Consider the following 21,849-nt stretch of genomic DNA (forward strand, 5'->3'; position numbering starts at 1 on the left):
ATGATGCCTGAACAATATTAGCGCTTCACAATCTTGATCGTCTGGCCTAAGCGGGACGGTTTTTCTTCGCTGGTTTTCTGCGGCGCGGTCACGCACGCGGTTTCCACGCAGACGAAGGTCTTGTAACCGTCATCCGGGATATCCGCCATGCTGACGGAAAGGGCAGGGCCCGGGTTCCAGCCCACTACGTTGCTGTGGTGGTGATGAACCACATCAATACCGCGGTTCAGCGCGCTGTCGTGGATGACGCTACAGGCTTCCGGGTGCAGGTATACGCGGTCGGTACGATCCGGGAAAGTCTGCACGCCGTCGTCCAGCTTGCCTTCTTTCGCGTTATCCACTTTGTCGATAAAGGTATCGCCAAGTCCGCTCACCTTAACGGCCTGAATGTCGCCTACGTTGAAATAGGTGTGCAGGGCGGACGTTGTTTCGAATTCGCCGTGCGCTTCCAGTTCAATCTCGCAGGTTTTACCCAGCTTGAAGCGGGCATACAGGGTGAATTCATGTGGCCACAGGGCGCGCGTTTCATCATTCGCCTGGAGCTCAAAGGTCAACACCGCGCCGTTTTCATCTTCGTTGTGGGCTTTCAGCGTCCACTGCTGGTTACGGGCGAAACCGTGAGACGGTAATCCCTGCTGCGCTGACGGGCCAAACCATGGCCAGCAAATCGGTACGCCGCCGCGGATCGCCGCCCCTCTTTTGAACGAGGTGGCCTCGCTCAGCCACAGGCCTTCTTCTTCACCTTCTGGTTTCCAGGAGAGCAGGTGGGCGCCGTTGAGCGCGACGGAGGCTTTAACGCGCGGATGATCAACGACGATGATATCGGCACCGTCAATCTGACGGCGGGAGAGCACAGGGGTAAGTTGTTCGACTACCGGAAGTGCAAAAATTTTATTAATCATTAAGCAATCCTCTGTCTAAAAACAATAAAAAAGGCGACCGAAGTCGCCTTTTAGGATCAAGCACTCATCTCAACTTATTTGGAGATGTGAGCGATCAGGTCCAGTACTTTGTTAGAGTAGCCAGTTTCGTTGTCGTACCAGGAAACCAGTTTCACGAAGTTGTCGTTCAGTGCGATACCTGCTTTAGCATCGAACACGGAAGTGCACACTTCGCCGTTGAAATCGGTAGATACAACGTCGTCTTCGGTGTAACCCAGAACGCCTTTCATTGGGCCTTCGGAAGCAGCTTTGATTGCTTTCTTAATTTCTTCATAAGAAGCAGCTTTTTCCAGACGAACGGTCAGGTCAACAACGGATACGTTAGGAGTTGGAACGCGGAACGCCATACCAGTCAGTTTGCCATTCAGTTCTGGCAGTACTTTACCTACTGCTTTAGCAGCACCGGTAGAAGATGGGATGATGTTCTGAGCCGCGCCACGGCCGCCGCGCCAGTCTTTGTGAGACGGGCCATCAACGGTTTTCTGAGTAGCGGTGGTTGCGTGAACGGTAGTCATCAGACCTTCGATGATGCCGAAGTTGTCGTTGATAACTTTAGCCAGCGGTGCCAGGCAGTTGGTGGTGCAGGATGCGTTGGAAACGATGTCCTGGCCAGCGTAAGTTTCAAAGTTTGCACCGCGAACGAACATTGGGGTGTTGTCTTTGGAAGGACCAGTCAGAACAACTTTCTTCGCACCCGCAGTGATGTGTTTACGTGCAGTTTCGTCGGTCAGGAAGATACCGGTAGCTTCAGCTACAACGTCAACACCGATTTCGTTCCATTTCAGGTTAGCTGGGTCTTTCTCAGCAGTAACGCGGATGGTTTTGCCGTTAACAACCAGGTGGCCGTCTTTCACTTCAACGGTGCCGTCGAAACGACCGTGAGTTGAGTCGTACTTCAGCATGTACGCCATGTATTCAGCGTCCAGGAGATCGTTGATACCAACGATTTCGATGTCAGAACGTTCCTGAGCAGCACGGAAAACAATACGGCCGATACGGCCAAAACCGTTGATACCTACTTTGATAGTCATATATTCCACCAGCTATTTGTTAGTGAATAAAAGGTTGCCTGTAAAATTACAAAAACCTTACGCAGCGTCAAGCGGAATCGTGTCAATCATTGCGACAAATCAATCCTGTGACTAACGTTTGTGCGACTGACTCGCCTCACTTTCCCTTTGAGCTAGCAACCACATGGGGGCTGCGCCCGGAATTTTAAAGGCCTCGCAGGATTAAAATGTGAAATTGATCACAATTGCCTGACCGCCTTTTCGCGACACATAAGTTTAGAACAAAAGTGCACGCGCGGGTGTTAATGTTTTGTTAGAATCTGGGTTAAAAGATGTCTGTTTCAACAGCGAGATGTAAGCATATGTCGAACCAACGTAACCCCGACGATTTGAAAAAAAACCTTACAGAGATGCAGTTTTACGTGACGCAAAATCACGGCACAGAACCGCCGTTTTCCGGGCGTTTGCTGCACAATAAACGGGAAGGCGTCTACCACTGCCTGGTGTGTGATGCACCGCTGTTTAACTCCCAGACGAAGTACGATTCTGGCTGCGGCTGGCCGAGTTTTTACGAGCCTGTCAGCGATGATGCGATCCGCTACCTGACGGACACCTCGCACGGCATGGTGCGCACCGAAATTCGTTGCGGGAACTGCGACGCCCATCTCGGGCATGTCTTCCCGGATGGCCCGCAGCCGACGGGGGAGCGTTTCTGCGTAAATTCGGCTTCCATGAGCTTTACCGATGATGAAAACGGCGACCAGACCAAGGGTTGAAAAAACGATTCAGCAAATTATTCCTTTGAAAGGGAGAGATCATGAATATTGATGACATGATTGCAGGTATGACCCCGGAGGTTTATCAGCGTCTGGTGACGGCCGTTGAGTTGGGAAAATGGCCGGACGGTGTGGCGCTCACACCTGAGCAAAAAGAGAACAGCTTGCAGCTGGTGATGCTGTGGCAGGCGCGTCACAATACCGACGCCCAGCACATGACCATCGACACTAACGGTCAGATGGTGATGAAAAGCAAGCGCGAGTTGAAAGAAGACTTCGGCATCACGCCGAAGCCGATTGCGACGATGAAAATGCAATAACGGTGCGGGTTTATGCCCTCACCCAACCCTCTCCCAAAGGGAGAGGGCTTGATTGTCTTACTACTGATGCGGGATCCCAAGCGACTCCGCCAGCTGTTTCGCGAGCTGGTTTTCGTCGTCAGCCCCATACTCCCAGAACATGGCGCCGGCAAGTCCTTTCTCCTTGATGTAATCCGCTTTGATCGCCACGGAGCGCGGGTTCTCATAGGAAATCGCAAACAGCGCCTTCCCGTCGGCGGATTTCACCGACAGCCACGGCACCTTCGCCTGTTCGTCCCAGTGCTCGGTAAAGCGTTTTTGCGGATCGTTCAGCAGCTTGCGGACGATATCGTTGTATTTCACATAGGTATCTTTGGTCAGATCATAGCCAAGCGATTTGAACAGGCTCAGTTCCTGCGGCCCGAAGTAGGGCTGCGTCACCGGATTGTTTTGCGCGTCTGGTTTGCTCCAGTCGATCCCTGGCTCTACGGCACGTTTCGGCACGCGCCCATAGAAACCAATTCCGAGATTCATCTGCTGCGGCTTCAGCCCGGCGGCCAGATAGTTATTCACCACAAACTCGACGCTGTATTTGTCTGCGGCAGCTACCGTTGGCCAGTCGCTGGAGTCATACAGATTCGCGTTAAAATACTGAGTACCGTACGCCATGTCGTAGGTCATCAGGTTGATGTAATCGAGCAGGGGGGCAATAGCTTTCACATCCACCCAGCTTTTCGGACTTTCCGCATTCGCGCCCACCGCAATCGTGACCAGCTTTTTCTTACCAAACGCGTCACGCATCTCTTTTAACAGCGCGGTGAAATTATCCCGGTCGGCAGGGGTGCTTTCGACAAGTCCCCACGCGCCGTTGACCGGATATTCCCAGTCCAGGTCGATCCCGTCCAGGCCGTATTGACTGACGATCTCCTGCGCGGAGCGAATAAACACCGCGCGACTCTCTTTGGTTGCCGCTGCGCCAGAAAAACCACGCGCCCCCCAGCCGCCAACGGAAAGCAGGACTTTCAGGTTCGGGTTTTGTTTACGAAGCTGAGGAAGTAACGCCAGATCGGATGCCACCTTAGGTGATAACCAGATTTGATGCAGTTTTGCCGGATCTTTCAGCGCGGCGTTGGTTTCGTCTTTCTCGTTGTTATAGACCAGACCAAACGAGTAGTTGAGGTGGGTGATCTGGCGGACGTCCAGTTTATTAATATCGCCACCCGGTCCGGCGGTAACATCGCCACCCCCATTGAAGTAACCCACGGACATCAGGGGCGCGGCGGAAGCCAGTGACGCGCAAAGCAAGGGTAATGCTGCCAGCAAGGGCAAACGTTTCATATAAGTTCCTCTTTGACTGAATAAAAATAACCACGCCACAGAAAAGGCGTGGCGAAAAAACAGCCTGAAGAGAATAGCATCGCCGTTTCGCTTGTGATGCGAGGGAGTTCACTTTATGGGGATTGGGGAAGAAATGCCGGGTGGCGCTGACGCTTACCCGGCCTACAAAACCAGAGAAAGTAGGCCGGGTAAGGCTAAGCCTTCACCCGGCTAAAAAGCTTACGCCTGCGTCTCCATCCAGTCAGCCAGCGTATACAGCGTTGCGCCTTCTGCTGCCATATCCATAAACGCCTGAGCGCTGTCCTGCGGCTGAATATTTACCCCGCGACAGCCGTCGGTGATGACATTCACGGTATAGCCCAACTGGAGCGCATCCAGCACGGTGAACTTCACGCAGTAATCCGTCGCCAGGCCCAGCACAATCAGCTCGGTGATCTCATGGTGGCGCAACCACGCGTCCAGCGCCGTCTTCTGACGATGACCGTTATCAAAGAACGCGCTGTAGCTGTCGATGGTTGGGTTTTCACCTTTGTGGAACACCGCGTCGATGGCCTTCTGGTTCAGCAGCGGATGCAGCTCAGCGCCCTCCGTCTGCTGCACGCAGTGATCGGGCCAGAAGTTTTGCGCCAGCCCGTCCAGATCGCCCTGGCTGTAAGGCTCAACGTTGTGCTGGCTGGCAAAGCTGCCGTGGTTTGCCGGATGCCAGTCCTGACTCGCCACCACCGCTTCACCACGAGCTTTACACCACGCAATCAGCGAATTCGCGACGTCTACGGTGCTGTCGCCTTCCGCGACGGCCAGCGCACCACCCGCACAGAAATCATTTTGCAAATCGACCAGTAACAGGGCGCGTTGCTTCATGGGATCTCCTTATTCGTCCGGCGTCAGTTCACCGCGCAGGTTTTGCATCATGGCGCGGCGAATGGAATCAATATCCAGATCCTGACTCAGTAAATAGTGAAGTTTAGTCAGCGTTGCCTCAACGGTCATATCGAAACCACTTATCACGCCTGCGTGAGCCAGAGCATTACCGGTGGCGTAGCCGCCCATATTGACCTTGCCGGACATACACTGGGTGAGGTTGACCACCACAATCCCGCGATCGCTCGCCTCCTGAAGCTCTTTCAGGAACTCACCGTTCTGCGGGGCGTTACCCACACCATAGGAGCGCAGGATCAGCGCCTTCACCGGCTGGCGCAGGAAGTTGCGCACCACGTCGGCGGAGATCCCCGGATAAATCGTCACCACGCCAATCGGCTGCGGGGTGATCGGATGAACGATCAACTCGCCTGCCGTATTTGGTGCGGGCGGCGTGCCCAGACGACGGATATGGATCCCCGCTTCCAGCAGCGGTTGCAGGTTAGGTGAGGCAAAAGCGTCAAAGCCATCGGCGTGCGCTTTAGTGGTACGGTTCCCGCGGTACAGTCGGTTGTTGAAGAACAGCGTTACCTCGTTGATCGGGTAATTAGCGGCCACGTACAGGGAGTTAAGCAGGTTGATCTGCCCGTCTGAACGCAGTTCCGCCAGCGGGATCTGCGAACCGGTCACGATGACGGGCTTGCTCAGGTTCTCCAGCATGAAGGAGAGCGCCGAGGCGGTGAACGCCATGGTGTCGGTACCGTGAAGGATCACGAAGCCGTCGTACTGGTCGTAATGGGCTTTAATATCATCCGCAATATGCTGCCAGTCTTCCGGCGTCATGTCGGAGGAGTCCATCAGCGGCTCATATTCGTGGATGGTAAAGTCCGGCATTTCCGGACGGTGAAATTCAGGCATCAGCGCCAGCTGGCGCTGCAAGTGGCCGGAAACCGGGATATAGCCATTTTCTGAGCGCTGCATACCGATGGTACCGCCGGTATAGGCGACATATATTGATTTCTTCTGCATGGTAATGAGTTCTTGTTCTTCAAAAGAAAAAATCCCCTCTTCACGGGAAGAGGGGACGGTTTTTAACGCACGTTCGCGCAGGTCAGGCAAAACGCGTAACGGCTCTGTGGATCATTAAAGGCTGCGAGCTTGTCGCTCTCCGCTTTCATGGCTTTCGCCGCGGTCGCCACCGGCGCCGGCAGATAAGCCTGAAGCGCGTCCGGCAGCATGGCACGGACGGAGCCGGACATGCTGTCCATGACCATATCGAAGAACGTCGGTTCGTCCTGATAATAGTCCACGTGCCACTGCTTGAGCTTCGCCAGCTCCGCCGCTTTCTTCACGGCGTCGTCGAAATCACCCAGGCTGTCTACCAGACCGTTGCTCTTCGCATCCTGGCCGGTCCAGACGTGGCCCTGCGCGATCTGGTCAATCTGGTCTGGCGTCTTTTTACGGGAGTCCGCAACCAGCGTGATGAAACGTTTATAGCCACTCTCAATGCTGAGCTGCATCATCTCAGACACCTCAGGCGGCAGGGATTTGGTAACGGACACGTCTGCCAGCGGCGAGGTGGAAACGCCGTCGGTGTGGACGCCGAGATAATCCAGGCTGTTCTCAACGGTGTTGATCACACCGAAGATGCCAATCGAGCCGGTCAGCGTGCTTGGGTTAGCCACGATGTAGTTGGCTGGCGTCGAGATCCAGTACCCCCCGGAAGCCGCCATGCCGCCCATCGAGACCACTACCGGCTTGCCTGCGGCGCGCGCGGCGGCCAGTTCAGCACGGATCACTTCAGAGGCGCTGACGCTGCCGCCAGGGCTGTTCACCCGCAGGACAATTGCCTTCACTTTCGGATCCAGGCGCGCATCGCGGATCTGCGACGCGGTGGTGTCTCCGCCGACGTTCCCCGGCGTTTCTTCCCCGTCCATAATGGCCCCGTTAGCAAACACCACGGCGATGCTGTCACCGCTGTCGTCCGATTTTTTCGCGGCGTAGTCATACATGCTGATGGCGCTGTAGTTTTTGTCCTCTTTACTCCAGCCGAACTGTTTGGTCAGCGCTTTTTCAATTTCAGCGCTGGAACCCAGCTGATCGACCAGTTTGTTATCAAGCGCGTATTTCGCTGTATCGCCGTCCACCTTGCGCAGGCCGTCCAGCACGCCGCGCGCGCCCGGAAAGACCTGCTCAGCGGTAATCTGACGGTTAGCGGCAATGGTGCCGAGGTAGTTCTGCCACAGCTCGCCAATCCAGCGGCTGTCCGCTTCACGAGCGGCAGGGGACATATCATCGCGGATAAACGGCTCCACGGCGGATTTATAGGTCCCGACGCGGAAGACGTGGGTAGTGACCTTCAGCTTGTCGAGCAGCGATTTGTAGTACAGACCGTTAGTGGCGAAGCCATGCAGATCGACCGTGCCCTGTGGCGAAAGCCAGATCTTATTGGCAAAGCTCGCCAGATAATATTGCCCCTGGGTGTAGCTGTCGCCAATGGCAATAACCGGTTTACCGCTGTCGCGAAATTCGCGCAGCGCTTTACCGATGTACTGCATTGACGGCTGATCGGCGCCGGCAAAATCTTTCAGGTCCAACACGATACCGGTAATGTTACGATCGTCTTTGGCCTGACGGATGGTGTCGACAATATCAAACAAGGAGTTTTCCTGGAGACGGTCTGACGTTGCGCCGAACAGCTGGCGGCCAATCACGCCCAGACGGTTGCTGGTCGATGGCTTATCAACAATCACCCCGGTGATATCGAGTAACAGTGCGCCGCGCGTCGAATGCTGCGACTGGTTTGCGTTGCTGATATGCATCCAGATACCAGCGCATACCAGGACCAGGAAGATGAAAAAGATGTTCATCACCAGGTTGCGGACGAAGTTGAGCAGTCGCCACGTCCATTTAAAGAAACCGGCAAAGATTCGCCAAAGGGTTCGCATGTATTCTCCCTAACCAGAAAAGGACTGTTTCCGTCGCCACGGGACGGTAATGTGCGGTTATCGTAATGACCCAACCGCCACTTGTCAGCAGGAATCGCCTGCCAGGCTGTAACAAATTCTGCTGTCGTGTTAATTTTGTGAGTAAATTTCATGAAAGGAGTTAACCAATGGACGCACTTGAACTGCTTGTTAACCGTCGTAGCGCTTCCCGCCTGGCCGAACCGGCACCCGTCGGCGAGCAGCTGGAAAACATTCTGCGTGCCGGAATGCGTGCGCCGGACCATGGCACATTGCAGCCGTGGCACTTCTTTATTATTGAAGGCGAAGGGCGCGGCCGCTTCAGCCAGCTGCTGGAGCAGGGGGCTGTTGCCGCAGGCCAGGATGAGAAGGGGATTGATAAAGCCCGCAACGCGCCATTCCGTGCGCCGATGATCATCGCGGTAGTCGCAAAATGCCAGGCCGATCATAAAGTGCCGGTCTGGGAGCAGGAGATGTCTGCCGGTTGCGCGGTAATGGCAATGCAAATGGCCGCCGTCGCGCAGGGCTTCAATGGCATCTGGCGCACCGGACCGCTGACCGAAAGTTCGGTCGTGCGTGATGGCTTTGCCTGTGGCGAGCACGATAAAATTGTCGGCTTCCTCTATCTCGGCACCCCGCAGCTTAAAGCCTCCAGCACCATCAGCGTGCCGGACACCACGCCTTTCGTCAGCCGTTTTTAATTACCCGCGCTAAACTGTCTGGATTCTGAGCATCCGCCGCAGAATTCAGACAGTCATACTTACCTCTTTATGGAATGAGCGCTACCATAGCGCGATTGAGATGACAGGAGACGTCCATGAGCGAGCAAACCATTCGTTTAACGCAATACAGCCACGGAGCCGGTTGCGGTTGTAAAATTTCCCCGAAAGTGCTGGAAACCATCCTGCACAGTGAGCAGGCGAAGTTTGTCGACCCGAACCTGCTTGTCGGTAACGAAACGCGTGACGATGCAGCGGTTTATGACTTAGGTAACGGCACCAGCATTATCAGCACTACTGACTTCTTTATGCCGATTGTCGACAACCCATTCGACTTCGGACGCATTGCGGCCACCAACGCCATCAGCGATATCTTTGCGATGGGCGGGAAACCGATCATGGCGATCGCCATTCTGGGCTGGCCGATTAACACCCTGCCGCCGGAAATTGCCCGCGACGTGATTGAAGGCGGACGCTTTGCCTGCCAGCAGGCGGGTATTGCCCTGGCCGGTGGTCACTCTATCGATGCGCCGGAGCCGATCTTCGGCCTGGCCGTCACCGGCGTGGTGCCCACCGAACGCGTGAAGCGCAACAGCACGGCGCAACCGGGCTGCAAACTGTTTCTCACCAAGCCGCTGGGCGTTGGCGTACTGACGACCGCAGAAAAAAAGTCCTTGCTGAAGCCCGAGCATATTGGTCTGGCAACGGAAGTGATGTGCCAGATGAACCTCGCCGGTGCGGCATTCGCCAATATCGACGGCGTGAAGGCCATGACCGACGTGACCGGATTTGGTCTGCTGGGGCACCTCTCTGAAGTCTGTCAGGGCGCAGGCGTGCAGGCGCAGGTCCGGTATCAGGATGTGCCGAAACTGCCGGGCGTGGAAGAGTACATTGCTCAGGGCGCGGTGCCGGGCGGGACGCAGCGCAACTTCGCCAGCTACGGCCATTTAATGGGCGAAATGCCGGAAGCATGGCGTAACCTGCTGTGCGATCCGCAAACCTCCGGCGGTCTGCTGCTGGCGGTGACGCCGGAAGCTGAAGCTGACGTTCAGGCGACGGCTGCCGAGTTTGGCATCACCCTGACGGCCATTGGCGAGCTGGTGACCGCCCGCGGTGGTCGCCCGATGATTGAGATCCGTTAATTCGATGCGGTTGTTTATTGCCGAAAAACCGAGTCTGGCGCGTGCCATCGCCGATGTGCTGCCCAAGCCGCATCGCAAAGGTGATGGCTTTATCGAATGCGGTAACGGACAGGTGGTCACCTGGTGTATCGGGCACCTGCTTGAACAGGCGCAGCCGGATGTCTACGACAGCCGCTACGCCCGCTGGAATCTCAACGATCTGCCAATTGTGCCGGAAAAGTGGCGTCTGCAACCGCGTCCTTCCGTCACCAAACAGCTCAACGTCATTAAGCGCTTCCTGCATGAGGCGACGGAAGTGGTCCACGCGGGTGACCCGGACAGGGAAGGGCAACTGCTGGTCGATGAAGTGCTGGACTACCTGGAGCTGGCGCCGGAAAAGCGTCAGCATGTACAGCGCTGCCTGATCAACGACCTCAACCCTCAGGCGGTAGAGCGGGCCATTTCACGCCTGCGCGCCAACAGCGAATTTATTCCCCTGTGTGTCTCCGCGCTGGCGCGTGCCCGCGCGGACTGGCTGTACGGAATCAACATGACCCGCGCCTACACCATTCTCGGTCGCAACGCGGGTTATCAGGGCGTACTCTCTGTTGGGCGTGTTCAAACCCCGGTGCTGGGGCTGGTGGTGCGTCGCGACGAAGAGATCGAAAATTTCGTCGCCAAAGACTTCTTCGAAGTCAAAGCGCATATCGTCACGCCGAAAGACGAACGCTTTACCGCCGTCTGGCAGCCGAGCGATGCCTGTGAGTCATATCAGGACGAAGAGGGACGGCTGCTGCATCGTCCGCTGGCGGAGCACGTGGTTAACCGCATTACCGGCCAACCCGCGATCGTCACCAGCTATAACGACAAACGGGAATCAGAGCCCGCACCACTGCCGTTCTCCCTTTCGGCGTTGCAGATCGAGGCCGCGAAAAAGTTTGGCCTGAGCGCGCAGAACGTGCTCGATATCTGCCAAAAGCTCTATGAAACCCACAAGCTGATCACCTATCCGCGTTCGGACAGCCGCTATCTGCCGGAGGAACACTTCGCCGGACGCCACTCGGTGATGAACGCCATTGGTGTCCATGCGCCGGATCTGTTGCCGCAACCGGCGGTAAACCCGGATACCCATAACCGCTGCTGGGACGATAAAAAAGTCGATGCCCACCACGCGATAATCCCGACGGCGCGCACTAGCAACGTCAACCTGACCGACAACGAAGCAAAAGTCTATAACCTGATCGCACGTCAGTATCTGATGCAGTTCTGCCCGGACGCGGTTTTCCGCAAGTGCGTTATTGAGCTGGAAATTGCCAAAGGCAAATTTATCGCCAAAGCGCGTTTCCTCGCGGAAGCGGGCTGGCGCACGCTGCTCGGCAACAAAGAGCGTGACGAAGAGAACGACGGTACGCCGCTGCCGGTCGTGGCCAAAGGCGACGAACTGCTGTGCGAGAAGGGGGAGGTGGTTGAACGACAGACCCAGCCGCCGCGCCACTTCACCGATGCGACGCTGCTTTCGGCCATGACCGGGATCGCCCGTTTTGTGCAGGATAAAGATCTGAAGAAGATCCTGCGCGCCACCGACGGTCTGGGTACGGAAGCAACCCGCGCGGGGATCATCGAGCTGCTCTTTAAGCGCGGTTTTCTTGAGAAAAAGGGGCGCTATATCCATTCGACCGAGCCGGGGCGCGCGCTGATTCATTCCCTGCCGGAGCTGGCCGCCAGGCCGGACATGACCGCGCACTGGGAATCGGTGCTGACGCAGATTAGCGAGAAGCAGTGCCGCTATCAGGACTTTATGCAGCCGCTGGTGGGGACGCTTTACCAGCTGATCGATCAGGCGCGCAGCACGCCAGTGAAGCGCTTCCGGGGAATGGTCGCCCCGGGCGGCGGGGCGAAGAAACCGTTCAAAAAGAAGAAAAGCGCAGCCAAAAATACAACCGCTTAAACCGTAGGCCGGGTAAGGCGAAGCCGCCACACGGCGAAAAGCCGCTCTGCGGCCTGAAAAAAGCCCGGTGGCGCTAACGCTTACCGGGCCTACAAGGACGAGAATGCAGCGAAACTAAATCACACCCTGCCCAATCATCGCATCCGCCACCTTCACGAACCCGGCGATATTCGCCCCGCGCACGTAGTTGGTCTGAGACGCCTCGCCGCCATACTCCACGCAGGCGTGATGAATATCGAGCATGATGTGGTGCAGACGGGCATCCACTTTCTCAGCCTTCCAGCTCATTCTCGCGGCGTTTTGCGCCATTTCCAGACCGGATGTTGCCACGCCGCCAGCGTTCGCCGCCTTGCCTGGTGCAAATAGTACGCCCGCGTCCAGGAATAGATCGGTCGCTTCAATGGTGGTGGGCATATTTGCCCCTTCCGCTACCGCTTTCACGCCATTGCTAATCAGCGTCCGGGCGGCATCCACGTCCAGTTCGTTTTGCGTCGCGCACGGCAGGGCGATATCCACCGGCACGCCCCACGGCTGTTTACCTTCCAGATAGGTCAGGCCAAACTCACGGGCATAATCCGCTACCCGACCGTCACGGCTGGCTTTGATTTCGCACAGACGCGCCAGTTTTTCTGCCGTAAAGCCAGCTTCATCCACTACGGTGCCGCTGGAGTCGGAGGCGGTCACCACGCGCGCGCCAAACGCCATCGCTTTCTCGATAGCGTACTGCGCCACGTTGCCGGAGCCGGAGACCGCCACGCGCATCCCCTCGAAGCTCAGCCCGTGACGCTTAAGCATCGCTTCAGTGAAATAGACCAGACCGTAACCCGTCGCTTCCGGGCGAATCAGGCTACCGCCAAACGACAGACCTTTGCCGGTAAAGACGCAGGCGCTGTTGTTGGAGAGCTTTTTCATCATCCCTGCCATAAAGCCCACTTCACGCCCCCCCACGCCGATATCTCCGGCGGGAACGTCGGTGTCCGGCCCAAGGTGGCGATAGAGTTCAGTGACCAGCGCCTGGCAGAAGCGCATCACTTCGCCTTCGCTCTTGCCTTTCGGATCGAAATCACTCCCGCCTTTACCGCCGCCCATCGGCAGGGTAGTGAGCGCATTTTTAAAGGTCTGCTCGAAGCCGAGGAACTTCAGAATCGACAGGTTCACCGAAGGATGGAAGCGCATCCCGCCCTTAAACGGCCCAATGGCGGAGTTAAACTGCACGCGCCATGCGCGGTTGACCTGCACCTGATTGCGATCGTCCACCCACGCCACGCGGAACTGGATGACGCGCTCTGGCTCTACCAGACGTTCAAGCAGCGCCATCTGGCGGTAGCGCGGATTTTCCTCAAGGAAGGGCCACAGGGTGGTCATGACTTCACGAACGGCCTGGGCAAACTCGCTTTGGTGCGGGTCGCGCTGCTGAACATGGGCAAGAAAGCTTTCCAGAGAGCGTGTCTGATCCATAGATATAAGAACCTCTTATAATAATTTATGCGTGTGGCGGAGATGTTTTGTGTCGTTTTTTTGACTATACCACCCGCACCGCTTTGAGAGGCAAGCAGAAATTTATGCTGCAAGGGAAATTAATGACAGGGCGCGCGTCATAACTAAAAGCGATGACGAGATACATTAAAGATCCCGTCCGGATCGACCGTTATAGATATAAACGTTGCAAAGGAAACAAAGTCTATGAACCGTTACGCAATGGCCGCGTTATGTTTGATGGTGTCCGCCGGGGCACAGGCTGATCGCATTCGCCCGGATGTCGAGGTTAACGTGCCGCCAGAGGTCTTTAGCGCTGGCGGCCAGCGTGCGCAGCCGTGTAATCAGTGCTGTATCTATCAGGATCAAAACTATTCCGAAGGCGCAGTGGTCAGGGCGGATGGCGTGCTGTTGCAGTGCCAGCGTGATGAACGCACCCTCAGTACAAACCCGCTGGTCTGGCGTCGCGTAAAAGAATAAACGCTTCCAGCAGCGGTATATCCGCCGGGGCTAAATCATACGTGAACGCGTCTTCTGGCGTACACCATACCAGCGCCGAGTGATAATGCGCCTTCAGCTCACCGCTAAATTCAGGCACATGCCAGGCGTGGAGGTGAATCAGCCGCTGCGACACCTCCCGCTGGTGGCTTGCCACATACTGCGCGGGCACGGCCTCAATGCCGAGCTCTTCGCGCAGTTCGCGGATCAGCGCTTCCGGCTGGGTCTCACCGGCTTCAACCTTCCCGCCCGCAAATTCCCACATTCCTGGCTGATCGGCATGTTCGGGACGCTGCGCCAGCAAAATCTTGCCCTCATTTTCGAGGATGGCCGCAACCACATCGAGTGTTTTCAGCATGTTCGTCAATAATTAATAGCGAAAAACGACATATTATCGTGCCCTTCCAAAGAGTCCAGTCATCAGGAGAATCAGGTGAAAGAGATATCCGCCTGGGTTGCGCCCATGGAAACCCTTCCCGTCAGCCTTAGCCCCATCGCCGCCATGCAGAAAAAACACTTCGGCGCGGTGCTGAACCCCACTCGCTGGTGGGGTCGTATGCCGCGTCTTTTCTGGCTGGTGGCGCTGTTTGTCGGCTATCTGGAGCGGCGCAAGGCGCGTTTGACCCCGGTTCTGCGATCGCTACTAATGACGCGGGTCTCGCAGATCTGCCACTGCGCATTTTGTATTGATGCCAACAGCCTGCGTCTGGCCGAGCGGAGCGGGGCGCTGGATAAAGTGCAGGCCATCAGCGACTGGCAAAATTCCACCCTGTTCAGCGAAGAGGAGCGCGCGGCGCTGGCCTATGCGGAAGCGGTCACCGCCACGCCGCCTGAGGTGGATGAAAATATCAAAAGCCTGCTGAAGCGCCACTTTACGGAAGAGACCATCACCGAAATGACGGCTCTGATTGCCTTTCAGAATCTTTCCGCCCGCTTTAACGCCGCGCTGGATATCCCGACTCAGGGGCTGTGCGCCACGTTTAAAGGTAAACCACATGCTGGATAAACATCTGCACCCCCGGCTGAAACCCGGATTAAATCAGCTGGCCGCCGCGCTGGATAAACCGTTTATCACGCCTGATGGCTTAACGCTCGCCGGGTTTGCGATTGGCGTGCTGGCGTTACCTTTTCTGGCGCTGGGCTGGTATCCGGCGGCGCTGATCGCCATTGTGCTGAACCGGCTGCTGGATGGTCTGGACGGCGCGCTGGCGCGTCGCCGTGGCCTGACGGACGCGGGAGGATTTCTTGATATCGCCCTCGACTTCCTGTTTTACGCCCTGGTGCCGTTTGGTTTTGCGCTGGCCGCTCCGGCTGATAATGCGATCGCCGCCGCCTGGCTGCTGTTCGCGTTTATGGGGACGGGCAGCAGTTTTCTGGCCTTTGCCGCGCTGGCGGGGAAGCATGATATCGACAACCCCGGCTATGCGCACAAGTCGCTTTATTACATTGGAGGATTAACGGAAGGAACAGAGACCATCGCGCTGTTTGTGCTGTGCAGCCTGTTTCCGGCGCATTTCGCGCTCTTTGCATGGGTGTTTGGCGCGTTGTGCTGGCTGACCACCACAACGCGCATCTGGAGCGGTTATATCACGCTGAAGTCACTTCCCCGCTAGCGTGCGCTCTCCGGTCCGCGCTCCCCGGTGGAGACCGGGTTCTGCGGATGGCTGCTCCATTCGTACCAGCCGCCGTCGTAGACGGCAACGTTCTGCCAGCCCATGGCGCGGGCGTACATAAAGGCTTCAGACGCGCGCCAGCCGGTACCACAGTAAAACGCAACGTGCTGCTCCGGCAGGATATTCCACGTTTTCCACATGGCGGCAATATCATCGGCGCTGCGCATGGTGCCATCCGGATTGTGGAAATCTTCCATGTGGGTCGCGTCGCTGCCCGCATGGCCCCAACGCGCACCGGCAATTTCACCTTTTGGCTTGATATAGCTGTAGCCGCTGGTTTCACCGATAAACTCTGGCCAGGAACGAATGCTCACCAGCGACGCGTCCTGACGGTGCAGCATTCCCCGGGCCTGCTCCATATCCACCATCAGCCGCGGCTGGCCCGGGATCGGCGCGCCAAAATCAGGGGCTGGCTTCACGTTTGCAGGCGTTCCGCGCTCAACGGGCAGGCTGGCGTCGGACCACGCCTTCCAGCCGCCATCCAGAATCCGCACATCCTTCACGCCCGCGTAGAGCATGATCTGCGCCACGCGCGCGGCGGCATACACGTCGCGACCATACAGAATGACGGTGGTATCGTGACGGATCCCGTGCTTCGCCAGCATCGCTTTCAGCTCTTCGTCAGAGACCTTATTCCACAGCGGTTCGCTTTCCACTTCATTGGTGTCGATATAGCCCGCGCCGGGAATGTGGCTCAGGAGATAAAGCTTCGGCGCACCCCAGCCAGCCTCGATCACCTTCCACTCTCCGGCTGGAGCGGCGGTAACGGGTTTGCCCTGCTGCAACTGGTGGATCCACTGCGGATAAACCAGCTGTTCGAAATGCGCCAGACGTTGCAGACGGTCGGATTGTTGCAGGGCATTGCTCAGGGTGGAGACGTGGGTAAAGCCCGCTTTCTCCAGCCGTGTTTTGACGGTCTGGTTGTCATTATCGTTGCCATAGAGCGCAACCGGCATGTCTGGCGTAAGCCGATGTTGTTTTGCCCAGCCGCTGAGCTGTTCATCGCTCATTGCCCCAAGCCAGCTGGCAGAGAGATTAAGCGCGGCGGGTTCATGCCCGGACGTTCCGCTCAGGGTCTGCGGCCAGCCGTTAAAGAACGCACTGACGCGCGTATCAATTACCGCGCCGTTTTGCGCCTGGAGCTGGTCCAGCGTGAGGGAGTGGGGCATATCAGCCGCCGTGGAGGAGAGTGAGGCGAGGCCGCAGATCAGGGCCAGCGCGGTCAGTTGAGAAACACGTTTCATCGAAAAACCTGACGTCATTAAAAGAGGGGGGCATTGTCGTCTCTCCTGAAGCCAAAAACATTGCGTTAGCACATTATTGCCAGCGAGAAATCTCAATCACCTCGCCGCCGGGCGGAATATCGTCCTCATCATGCGTGACCAGCACCACCGGGATCCTGCGCTGGCGAGTGACCTCGAATACCCACGCCCGGAATGAGGCGCGCAGCGTTTTATCCAGTCGACTGAACGGCTCGTCGAGCAGCAATGCCTGCGGCTGGGCGAGAAGGGCGCGCAACAGGCTGACCCTGGCGCGCTCGCCGCCGGAAAGGGTCGCCGGATCGCTGGTGTAGTGGTTTGCCAGCCCGGCAGTCTCCAGGGCCTGCTCGACCGCGTTGCGGCGGGCGCGCCCGACGATGTGCGCCGGCAGCGCCAGCATCAGGTTTTGCCCCACGCTGAAGGCGTCAAACAGCAGGGCATCCTGAAACAGAATGCCGATCCCGCGCGTTTCCACGGGGAGCATATCGCAGCGACGATCGTTCAGCCACAGCTCGCCGTGCGCCTTAAAATCAGCGGATAACGCCCCCACCATCCAGGCGAAAAGGGTCGATTTCCCACTCCCGGAGGGCCCCATCAGCGTGACGATCTCCCCTGCCGGGACGCGGAAGTTGACCTCATGTAAGAGCGGCGCAATGGTGAGATTTTTCACGGTCAGCATTAACGTAATCCTTGTCTGTGACGGCCCACGAGCCGGGAGAGCAGCGCGGCAAGGGCAAATACGCTGCTGGTCAACAACAACAGACCCAGCGCCCGGCTGGCGAGGATCGGAATGCTGCCGCCGCTGCTGAGGGCGACCGCCTCCGTCGTCAGGGTGGTGAAACGTCCCGCCCCCAGCCAGAGGGTAGGCATGTACTGGGCCATGCTCACGGAAAAGCCGGTGGCAAAGGCCAGCAGGGCCGGACGAACCATCAATGGGCATTTCACTAGCCAGAAAATTTTCGCCCGCCGCCAGCCCAGCGTTCTGGCGGTGAGGATAAGCCGGGGATCGAGCCGGCGCCAGGCCGGTTGCAGCACCAGGAGCATCCACGGGAGGACCCAGAGCATATGGCTCCAGAGCACCGCAGCGTACTGGCCGTCGATGCCCAGCCACAGCGCTACGGCGTATTGCCCGGACACGAGGGGCAGCGCCGGGAGGGCGAGCGGCAGCCAGATCCACACCGCGCCGCGCTGGGATCCCCACTCAAGCCAGAGCATGAGGATGGCCAGCGCTGTCAGGCTGGACAGCAGTCCCAGTGAAAGGCTGTCGCTGACGGGGCCGATGTCGTCCCGGCGTGCCAGCATCAGCAGAACCAGCGCACAGAGCACGCCGCACAGCGGCAGTAACCCGCCCAGCACCCGTGCGGGCAGCACACTATGCGAAGCGCGACGAACCCCGGAGGGAGCACGCTGGGCGCGCCGCCATGCCGTCCAGAAGCCGTATCCCACCGCGGCAAGCGCCGCCAGCAGCAGGAGCAACACCAGACACAGCAGCGTTCCCTTGGTTTGCTGCTGCGCATCGCCCTGGGTGAGCCACTGCCAGGCCAGCACCGCCAGCGTAGGCGGGTTGCCCGGCCCGAGCACGATCGCCACATCCACCACGGAAAGGGACCAGGCGAGCACCGCCAGCATCACGGCGCCCAGCGCGGGGGCGATTGCCGGGAGGACGAGCCAGTAGAGCGCCTGCATTCGTCCGTAGCCGAAGGTATGCAGGACAATTTTCTGCTGTGCGAGGCGCTTTTCAGGCAGCGCGGCGTAGATTGCCCACAGAACGAACGCGCTCTCTTTGACCGCAAGCGTCAGGCCAAGCCCGATACCGTAGCGGTCAAGCTGCGGCGAACAGACTGTACAGATCCGGTAAAACTGCCCCCCTTCCGCAAACAGCAGCAGCGCGCTGGTGGCGAAGGCGACGTGCGGCACGGCTAACAGCCACGGCAAACGGGTGCTCAGGCGCTGCCAGCCTTCACCCGGCCAGAGAAGCGCAAGCAGGGTCAGGGCGATAAACAGTGAGCCCAGCGTCGCGATAAGCGCTGACACCAGCGTGGCGGCCAGCGCCTGCGGCAGCTGCGGGTCGGCAAACAGCGTCGCCCAGTTGCCGGGAGAAAACGCCGGGGCCAGCAGCATGCCGCTGGCGGGAAGCAGGGGCAGATAGATGACCGCCATTGCCGCCCAGACCAGCCCGCTTAGCGGGTTCCGTAGCGGCGAAGCCATTCCTGCTCCAGGGCGTTAACCCAGGCGGCGTGCGGTTCGGGAAGCACATCAGGCGTGCCTGAGGGGGTAAAGGCGCGAAGCTGTTTTGCCGCTTTCGCAGGCAGTTTTTCGCCATCCAGTACGCTCGGGTCACCCCAGACGGCAGGATTAGCTTTGCGGATCTGCGCCTGTGGTGACAGCAGGAAATTCGCCACCACTTTCGCACCTGCGCTCGCGCTGGCGTTTGCCGGGATGGCGACAAAATGGACGTTGCCGATCATGCCTTTGAGAAAGCCGAAACTGTAGCTGTCGGCAGGCAGTTCACCGCTCGCCACCTTTTGCATCGCATGGGCGGGGTTAAAGGTGAGCGACAGGTTCAGACTGCCGCTGGCCAGCAGCGTATCCATGCGCGCAGGCGACGGAGGAAAATCGTTTCCTTCGCGCCACAGCAGGGGGTGCAGCGTATCAAGGTAATCCCACAGCGGCGCGGTGACCTGCGCAAAGGTACTGTCTGGCGCGTTTTTTAACGCCTCCGGATGGGCGGTCAGCGCCAGCAGTAGCTGCTCAAGAAACGCCGTGCCGGTAAAATCCGGCGGTCGCGGATAGCTCACCTTGCCAGGGTGCTGTCGGGCGTATACCAGCAGCGCGTGGGGATCTGCCGGTGGTGTCGGCGTACTCGCTTTACGGGCGATAAAGGTTAATTGCGCGCCGCCCCACGGGGATTCTGCCCCATCGGTCGGGATGGCAAAATCTTCCGTTACCGGTTTACGGGTATCGACGTAGCGCCAGTTGGGCAGGGTTTGCGCCCAGCCGGTGAGCAGCAGGTTTGCCGCTTTCAGGTTGCGGAAGTTTTCCCCGTTTACCCAGAGCAGATCCACCGACCCGTTACTGCTACGTCCTGCGGCATGTTCCGTCTGGATCCGCTTCACCGCGTCGGCGGCATCGGCCAGATGAACGATCTTCAGGTTGATGGCGTAGTGCGTTTTCATCTCGCCGCTCACCCAGTCGAGGTAGCGGTTAACGGCCTCATCACCGCCCCAGGCGTTAAACCAGACGGTCTGCCCGGTGGCCTGTTGCTGAATGGATTGCCAGTTCTCTGCGGCGAAGGCAGAGGTTGCCAGCAGCAGACTCGTCAGAAACGCGCAAAAACGCACCCGGCGCATAATGCCTCACTTTTTAATCGAAGGGATGTAACGGGAAAACAGCCAGCGAGTGACCAGCGGTAATAACCCTAACAGTGTAAAGGCGAACAGCAGTCCCGGCGACAGAATATCGCGCAGCGAGGTAAGTTTTCCCAGCTCGCGTCCGGCGTTCAGATAAATGACGGTGGCAGGTAGCATCGCAAGCTGGCTGACCCACCAGTAGTGACGCACCCTGAGACGGGTTAGCCCCATCAGCAAATTGACCAGAAAGAACGGGAACAACGGCATCAGGCGCAGGGCAAAAAGGTAGCGTGCGCCGTCGCGATCCATCCCCGCATCGATCGTATTCATCTGTGCGGCAAAGCGCCGCTGCACCCAGTCGCGCAGCAGATAACGGCTGACGAGCATGGCAAGCGTGGCGCCGAGCGTCGAGGCAAATGACACCAACAGCGTCGCCTCCCACAGGCTGAAAAGCGCCCCGCCGAGCAGCGTCAGAAGCGCGGCTCCGGGGATCGATAGCGCGGAGAGCAGAACGTAAACCGCAAAATAGAACAGCGCGCTCTGAAGGGGCGCTTGCTCCACACGAGCGAGCAACGTTTGCTGGTGTATTTTTAGCGTGTCGAGGGAGAGCATGCCCGGTGGAAGCAAAACAACAATTAAAACAAATGCGCCCAGAAGGGCGCACAGGAGACTGATTTTTTTAATATTCACTGAAGTTTACAGCTTGAACGTTGCCCATACCGGCGCATGGTCGGACGGCTTTTCCATGCTGCGGATGTCATAGTCGATACCGGTTTCGATGCAGCGTTCGGCCAGGGGGGCGCTCGCCAGCAGCAGATCAATACGCAGGCCCCGGTTGTCATCGAAGCCTTTAGAGCGGTAGTCAAACCACGAGAAACGGTCCTGCGTTTCCGGGTTAGCCGTGCGGAAAGTATCCACCAGCCCCCAACCCAGCAGGCGCTCCATCCACTCGCGCTCCTCCGGCAGGAAAGAGCATTTGCCGGTGCGCAGCCAGCGCTTACGGTTCTCTTCGCCAATACCGATATCCAGATCCGTCGGGCTGATATTCATGTCGCCCATGATAAGCACCGGGTTTTCTTTTTTGAGTTCGGTTGTCAGGTAGTTTTGCAGATCCTGATAAAACTTCGCTTTGGCCGGGAATTTGGTTTCATGATCGCGGCTTTCACCCTGCGGGAAATAGCCGTTGATGACGGTCACATTGCCGAGTGCGGAAGGAATTTCCGCCATGATGATGCGGCGCTGCGCCTCTTCACCGTCACCCGGGAAGCCACGGCGCACCGACACCGGCGTATCTTTGGTCAGCAGCGCAACGCCGTAGTGGCCTTTCTGACCGTGGTAAAAAACGTTATAGCCCAGCTTCGCTACCTCTTCGAGCGGGAACATATCGTCGTGAACTTTTGTCTCCTGCAAGCCGATCACATCTGGCTGATGTTGCTCAACAATCGCTTCAAGCTGGTGAGGGCGGGCACGCAGGCCGTTGATATTAAAAGAGACAAATTTCATAGTCGCTGCCAATGCAAGGTGAATAGTGCAAGGATGGTAGCAGAATTTACGTCGTCTGTTATCCGCTTCGCCCAATTACTGCGACAGATAATGCCAACGGTGCAATATTTGCAC

22 protein-coding genes are annotated in these 21,849 nt (G+C 57.8%); 8 read left to right on the forward strand and 14 right to left on the reverse strand.

Annotated features, from left to right (window positions below; genetic code table 11):
• Nucleotides 1-17: 17 nt before the first annotated feature.
• Nucleotides 18-902 carry a D-hexose-6-phosphate mutarotase gene (locus tag ACOTXD_RS11740; protein WP_023324474.1) on the reverse strand — a complete coding sequence of 295 codons (885 nt, stop codon included), beginning with the start codon at nt 900-902 and terminating at the stop codon, nt 18-20.
• A 74-nt stretch (nt 903-976) separates the two neighbouring features.
• Nucleotides 977-1,972, reverse strand: a complete 996-nt coding sequence (gapA, locus tag ACOTXD_RS11745; RefSeq protein ID WP_023324475.1) for a glyceraldehyde-3-phosphate dehydrogenase — start codon at nt 1,970-1,972, stop codon at nt 977-979.
• A 341-nt stretch (nt 1,973-2,313) separates the two neighbouring features.
• Between gapA and msrB the strand changes: the two genes are divergently transcribed.
• The gene (gene msrB / locus ACOTXD_RS11750; protein WP_003857865.1) at nt 2,314-2,727 is read left to right on the forward strand and encodes a peptide-methionine (R)-S-oxide reductase MsrB; all 414 of its coding nucleotides are present in this window, start codon (nt 2,314-2,316) and stop codon (nt 2,725-2,727) included.
• A gap of 41 nt (nt 2,728-2,768) precedes the next feature.
• On the forward strand, nt 2,769-3,047 hold the full coding sequence (locus tag ACOTXD_RS11755; protein WP_003857863.1) for a YeaC family protein: 279 nt from the start codon (nt 2,769-2,771) through the stop codon (nt 3,045-3,047).
• 60 nt (nt 3,048-3,107) lie between these two features.
• On the opposite strand, the gene ACOTXD_RS11760 is transcribed toward ACOTXD_RS11755, so the two are convergent.
• From ACOTXD_RS11760 to sppA, 4 genes are all read right to left on the reverse strand, one after another.
• On the reverse strand, nt 3,108-4,364 hold the full coding sequence (locus ACOTXD_RS11760) for a glycoside hydrolase family 18 protein (RefSeq protein WP_022650869.1): 1,257 nt from the start codon (nt 4,362-4,364) through the stop codon (nt 3,108-3,110).
• Between the two features lie 219 nt (nt 4,365-4,583).
• Nucleotides 4,584-5,225, reverse strand: a complete 642-nt coding sequence (pncA, locus tag ACOTXD_RS11765; protein ID WP_022650870.1) for a bifunctional nicotinamidase/pyrazinamidase — start codon at nt 5,223-5,225, stop codon at nt 4,584-4,586.
• A 9-nt stretch (nt 5,226-5,234) separates the two neighbouring features.
• Entirely contained in the window at nt 5,235-6,251 is a 1,017-nt protein-coding gene (gene ansA / locus ACOTXD_RS11770) for an asparaginase (protein WP_023303507.1), read from the reverse strand.
• Between the two features lie 62 nt (nt 6,252-6,313).
• On the reverse strand, nt 6,314-8,170 hold the full coding sequence (gene sppA / locus ACOTXD_RS11775) for a signal peptide peptidase SppA (RefSeq protein WP_045346458.1): 1,857 nt from the start codon (nt 8,168-8,170) through the stop codon (nt 6,314-6,316).
• A 167-nt stretch (nt 8,171-8,337) separates the two neighbouring features.
• Here sppA and ACOTXD_RS11780 point away from each other — a divergent pair, with 167 nt between their 5' ends.
• From ACOTXD_RS11780 to ACOTXD_RS11790, 3 genes are all read left to right on the forward strand, one after another.
• Nucleotides 8,338-8,889, forward strand: a complete 552-nt coding sequence (locus tag ACOTXD_RS11780; protein ID WP_023324479.1) for an NAD(P)H nitroreductase — start codon at nt 8,338-8,340, stop codon at nt 8,887-8,889.
• A gap of 116 nt (nt 8,890-9,005) precedes the next feature.
• Nucleotides 9,006-10,049, forward strand: a complete 1,044-nt coding sequence (gene selD, locus ACOTXD_RS11785; protein ID WP_058648310.1) for a selenide, water dikinase SelD — start codon at nt 9,006-9,008, stop codon at nt 10,047-10,049.
• Between the two features lie 4 nt (nt 10,050-10,053).
• On the forward strand, nt 10,054-11,976 hold the full coding sequence (locus ACOTXD_RS11790) for a DNA topoisomerase III (RefSeq protein ID WP_061856393.1): 1,923 nt from the start codon (nt 10,054-10,056) through the stop codon (nt 11,974-11,976).
• A 114-nt stretch (nt 11,977-12,090) separates the two neighbouring features.
• Here the strand turns inward: ACOTXD_RS11790 and gdhA are convergent, their stop codons facing one another.
• A complete protein-coding gene (gene gdhA / locus ACOTXD_RS11795; protein WP_023315910.1) occupies nt 12,091-13,434 on the reverse strand; it encodes an NADP-specific glutamate dehydrogenase in 1,344 nt (447 codons plus the stop codon).
• 225 nt (nt 13,435-13,659) lie between these two features.
• On the opposite strand from gdhA, the gene ACOTXD_RS11800 reads away from it, so the two are divergent.
• Nucleotides 13,660-13,932: a YnjH family protein gene (locus ACOTXD_RS11800; RefSeq protein WP_003857857.1), complete on the forward strand. Its 273-nt coding sequence runs from the start codon at nt 13,660-13,662 to the stop codon at nt 13,930-13,932.
• Here the strand turns inward: ACOTXD_RS11800 and ACOTXD_RS11805 are convergent.
• Nucleotides 13,892-14,308 (reverse strand): pyrimidine (deoxy)nucleoside triphosphate diphosphatase, encoded by a 417-nt coding sequence (locus ACOTXD_RS11805; RefSeq protein ID WP_045346455.1) that lies wholly within the window; start codon nt 14,306-14,308, stop codon nt 13,892-13,894. The two genes, ACOTXD_RS11800 and ACOTXD_RS11805, sit on opposite strands and share 41 nt — an antisense overlap.
• Nucleotides 14,309-14,383: 75 nt before the next feature.
• On the opposite strand from ACOTXD_RS11805, the gene ACOTXD_RS11810 reads away from it, so the two are divergent.
• On the forward strand, nt 14,384-14,956 hold the full coding sequence (locus ACOTXD_RS11810) for a carboxymuconolactone decarboxylase family protein (protein ID WP_032658147.1): 573 nt from the start codon (nt 14,384-14,386) through the stop codon (nt 14,954-14,956).
• Nucleotides 14,946-15,563, forward strand: a complete 618-nt coding sequence (locus tag ACOTXD_RS11815; protein ID WP_022650879.1) for a CDP-alcohol phosphatidyltransferase family protein — start codon at nt 14,946-14,948, stop codon at nt 15,561-15,563. Before ACOTXD_RS11810 ends, ACOTXD_RS11815 begins: the two co-directional genes overlap by 11 nt.
• On the opposite strand, the gene ACOTXD_RS11820 is transcribed toward ACOTXD_RS11815, so the two are convergent.
• The 6 genes from ACOTXD_RS11820 to xthA all read right to left on the reverse strand — a co-directional run bounded on the left by ACOTXD_RS11820 (nt 15,560) and on the right by xthA (nt 21,735).
• Complete coding sequence (locus ACOTXD_RS11820) at nt 15,560-16,867, reverse strand: sulfurtransferase (RefSeq protein ID WP_061856413.1); 1,308 nt, start codon at nt 16,865-16,867, stop codon at nt 15,560-15,562. The two genes, ACOTXD_RS11815 and ACOTXD_RS11820, sit on opposite strands and share 4 nt — an antisense overlap.
• Before the next feature lie 73 nt (nt 16,868-16,940).
• Entirely contained in the window at nt 16,941-17,561 is a 621-nt protein-coding gene (locus ACOTXD_RS11825; protein ID WP_022650881.1) for an ATP-binding cassette domain-containing protein, read from the reverse strand.
• Nucleotides 17,561-19,090, reverse strand: a complete 1,530-nt coding sequence (locus tag ACOTXD_RS11830; protein ID WP_061856394.1) for an ABC transporter permease subunit — start codon at nt 19,088-19,090, stop codon at nt 17,561-17,563. The genes ACOTXD_RS11825 and ACOTXD_RS11830 overlap by 1 nt, the downstream gene beginning before the upstream one ends.
• The gene (locus ACOTXD_RS11835; RefSeq protein WP_073970455.1) at nt 19,063-20,232 is read right to left on the reverse strand and encodes an ABC transporter substrate-binding protein; all 1,170 of its coding nucleotides are present in this window, start codon (nt 20,230-20,232) and stop codon (nt 19,063-19,065) included. Before ACOTXD_RS11835 ends, ACOTXD_RS11830 begins: the two co-directional genes overlap by 28 nt.
• Nucleotides 20,233-20,238: 6 nt before the next feature.
• Nucleotides 20,239-20,922 carry a TVP38/TMEM64 family protein gene (locus ACOTXD_RS11840; RefSeq protein ID WP_032645828.1) on the reverse strand — a complete coding sequence of 228 codons (684 nt, stop codon included), beginning with the start codon at nt 20,920-20,922 and terminating at the stop codon, nt 20,239-20,241.
• 6 nt (nt 20,923-20,928) lie between these two features.
• The gene (gene xthA, locus ACOTXD_RS11845) at nt 20,929-21,735 is read right to left on the reverse strand and encodes an exodeoxyribonuclease III (protein WP_022650885.1); all 807 of its coding nucleotides are present in this window, start codon (nt 21,733-21,735) and stop codon (nt 20,929-20,931) included.
• Nucleotides 21,736-21,849: the final 114 nt, after the last annotated feature.

Source organism: Enterobacter cloacae complex sp. CDL013, from assembly GCF_049238805.1.
In the GTDB taxonomy this organism is placed as follows: domain Bacteria; phylum Pseudomonadota; class Gammaproteobacteria; order Enterobacterales; family Enterobacteriaceae; genus Enterobacter; species Enterobacter hormaechei_C.

Bases quoted from the DNA above. Each gene is read 5' to 3' on its own strand.
- selD (WP_058648310.1), top strand. From the start codon at position 9,006: ATGAGCGAGCAAACCATTCGTTTAACGCAATACAGCCACGGAGCCGGT.
- ACOTXD_RS11825 (WP_022650881.1), bottom strand. From the start codon at position 17,561: ATGCTGACCGTGAAAAATCTCACCATTGCGCCGCTCTTACATGAGGTC.
- ACOTXD_RS11790 (WP_061856393.1), top strand. From the start codon at position 10,054: ATGCGGTTGTTTATTGCCGAAAAACCGAGTCTGGCGCGTGCCATCGCC.
- pncA (WP_022650870.1), bottom strand. From the start codon at position 5,225: ATGAAGCAACGCGCCCTGTTACTGGTCGATTTGCAAAATGATTTCTGT.
- ACOTXD_RS11830 (WP_061856394.1), bottom strand. From the start codon at position 19,090: ATGGCTTCGCCGCTACGGAACCCGCTAAGCGGGCTGGTCTGGGCGGCA.
- ACOTXD_RS11780 (WP_023324479.1), top strand. From the start codon at position 8,338: ATGGACGCACTTGAACTGCTTGTTAACCGTCGTAGCGCTTCCCGCCTG.
- xthA (WP_022650885.1), bottom strand. From the start codon at position 21,735: ATGAAATTTGTCTCTTTTAATATCAACGGCCTGCGTGCCCGCCCTCAC.
- ACOTXD_RS11820 (WP_061856413.1), bottom strand. From the start codon at position 16,867: ATGAAACGTGTTTCTCAACTGACCGCGCTGGCCCTGATCTGCGGCCTC.
- gdhA (WP_023315910.1), bottom strand. From the start codon at position 13,434: ATGGATCAGACACGCTCTCTGGAAAGCTTTCTTGCCCATGTTCAGCAG.
- gapA (WP_023324475.1), bottom strand. From the start codon at position 1,972: ATGACTATCAAAGTAGGTATCAACGGTTTTGGCCGTATCGGCCGTATT.
- ACOTXD_RS11805 (WP_045346455.1), bottom strand. From the start codon at position 14,308: ATGCTGAAAACACTCGATGTGGTTGCGGCCATCCTCGAAAATGAGGGC.
- ACOTXD_RS11800 (WP_003857857.1), top strand. From the start codon at position 13,660: ATGAACCGTTACGCAATGGCCGCGTTATGTTTGATGGTGTCCGCCGGG.
- ACOTXD_RS11835 (WP_073970455.1), bottom strand. From the start codon at position 20,232: ATGCGCCGGGTGCGTTTTTGCGCGTTTCTGACGAGTCTGCTGCTGGCA.
- ACOTXD_RS11755 (WP_003857863.1), top strand. From the start codon at position 2,769: ATGAATATTGATGACATGATTGCAGGTATGACCCCGGAGGTTTATCAG.
- ACOTXD_RS11760 (WP_022650869.1), bottom strand. From the start codon at position 4,364: ATGAAACGTTTGCCCTTGCTGGCAGCATTACCCTTGCTTTGCGCGTCA.
- msrB (WP_003857865.1), top strand. From the start codon at position 2,314: ATGTCGAACCAACGTAACCCCGACGATTTGAAAAAAAACCTTACAGAG.
- ACOTXD_RS11740 (WP_023324474.1), bottom strand. From the start codon at position 902: ATGATTAATAAAATTTTTGCACTTCCGGTAGTCGAACAACTTACCCCT.
- ACOTXD_RS11815 (WP_022650879.1), top strand. From the start codon at position 14,946: ATGCTGGATAAACATCTGCACCCCCGGCTGAAACCCGGATTAAATCAG.
- ansA (WP_023303507.1), bottom strand. From the start codon at position 6,251: ATGCAGAAGAAATCAATATATGTCGCCTATACCGGCGGTACCATCGGT.
- sppA (WP_045346458.1), bottom strand. From the start codon at position 8,170: ATGCGAACCCTTTGGCGAATCTTTGCCGGTTTCTTTAAATGGACGTGG.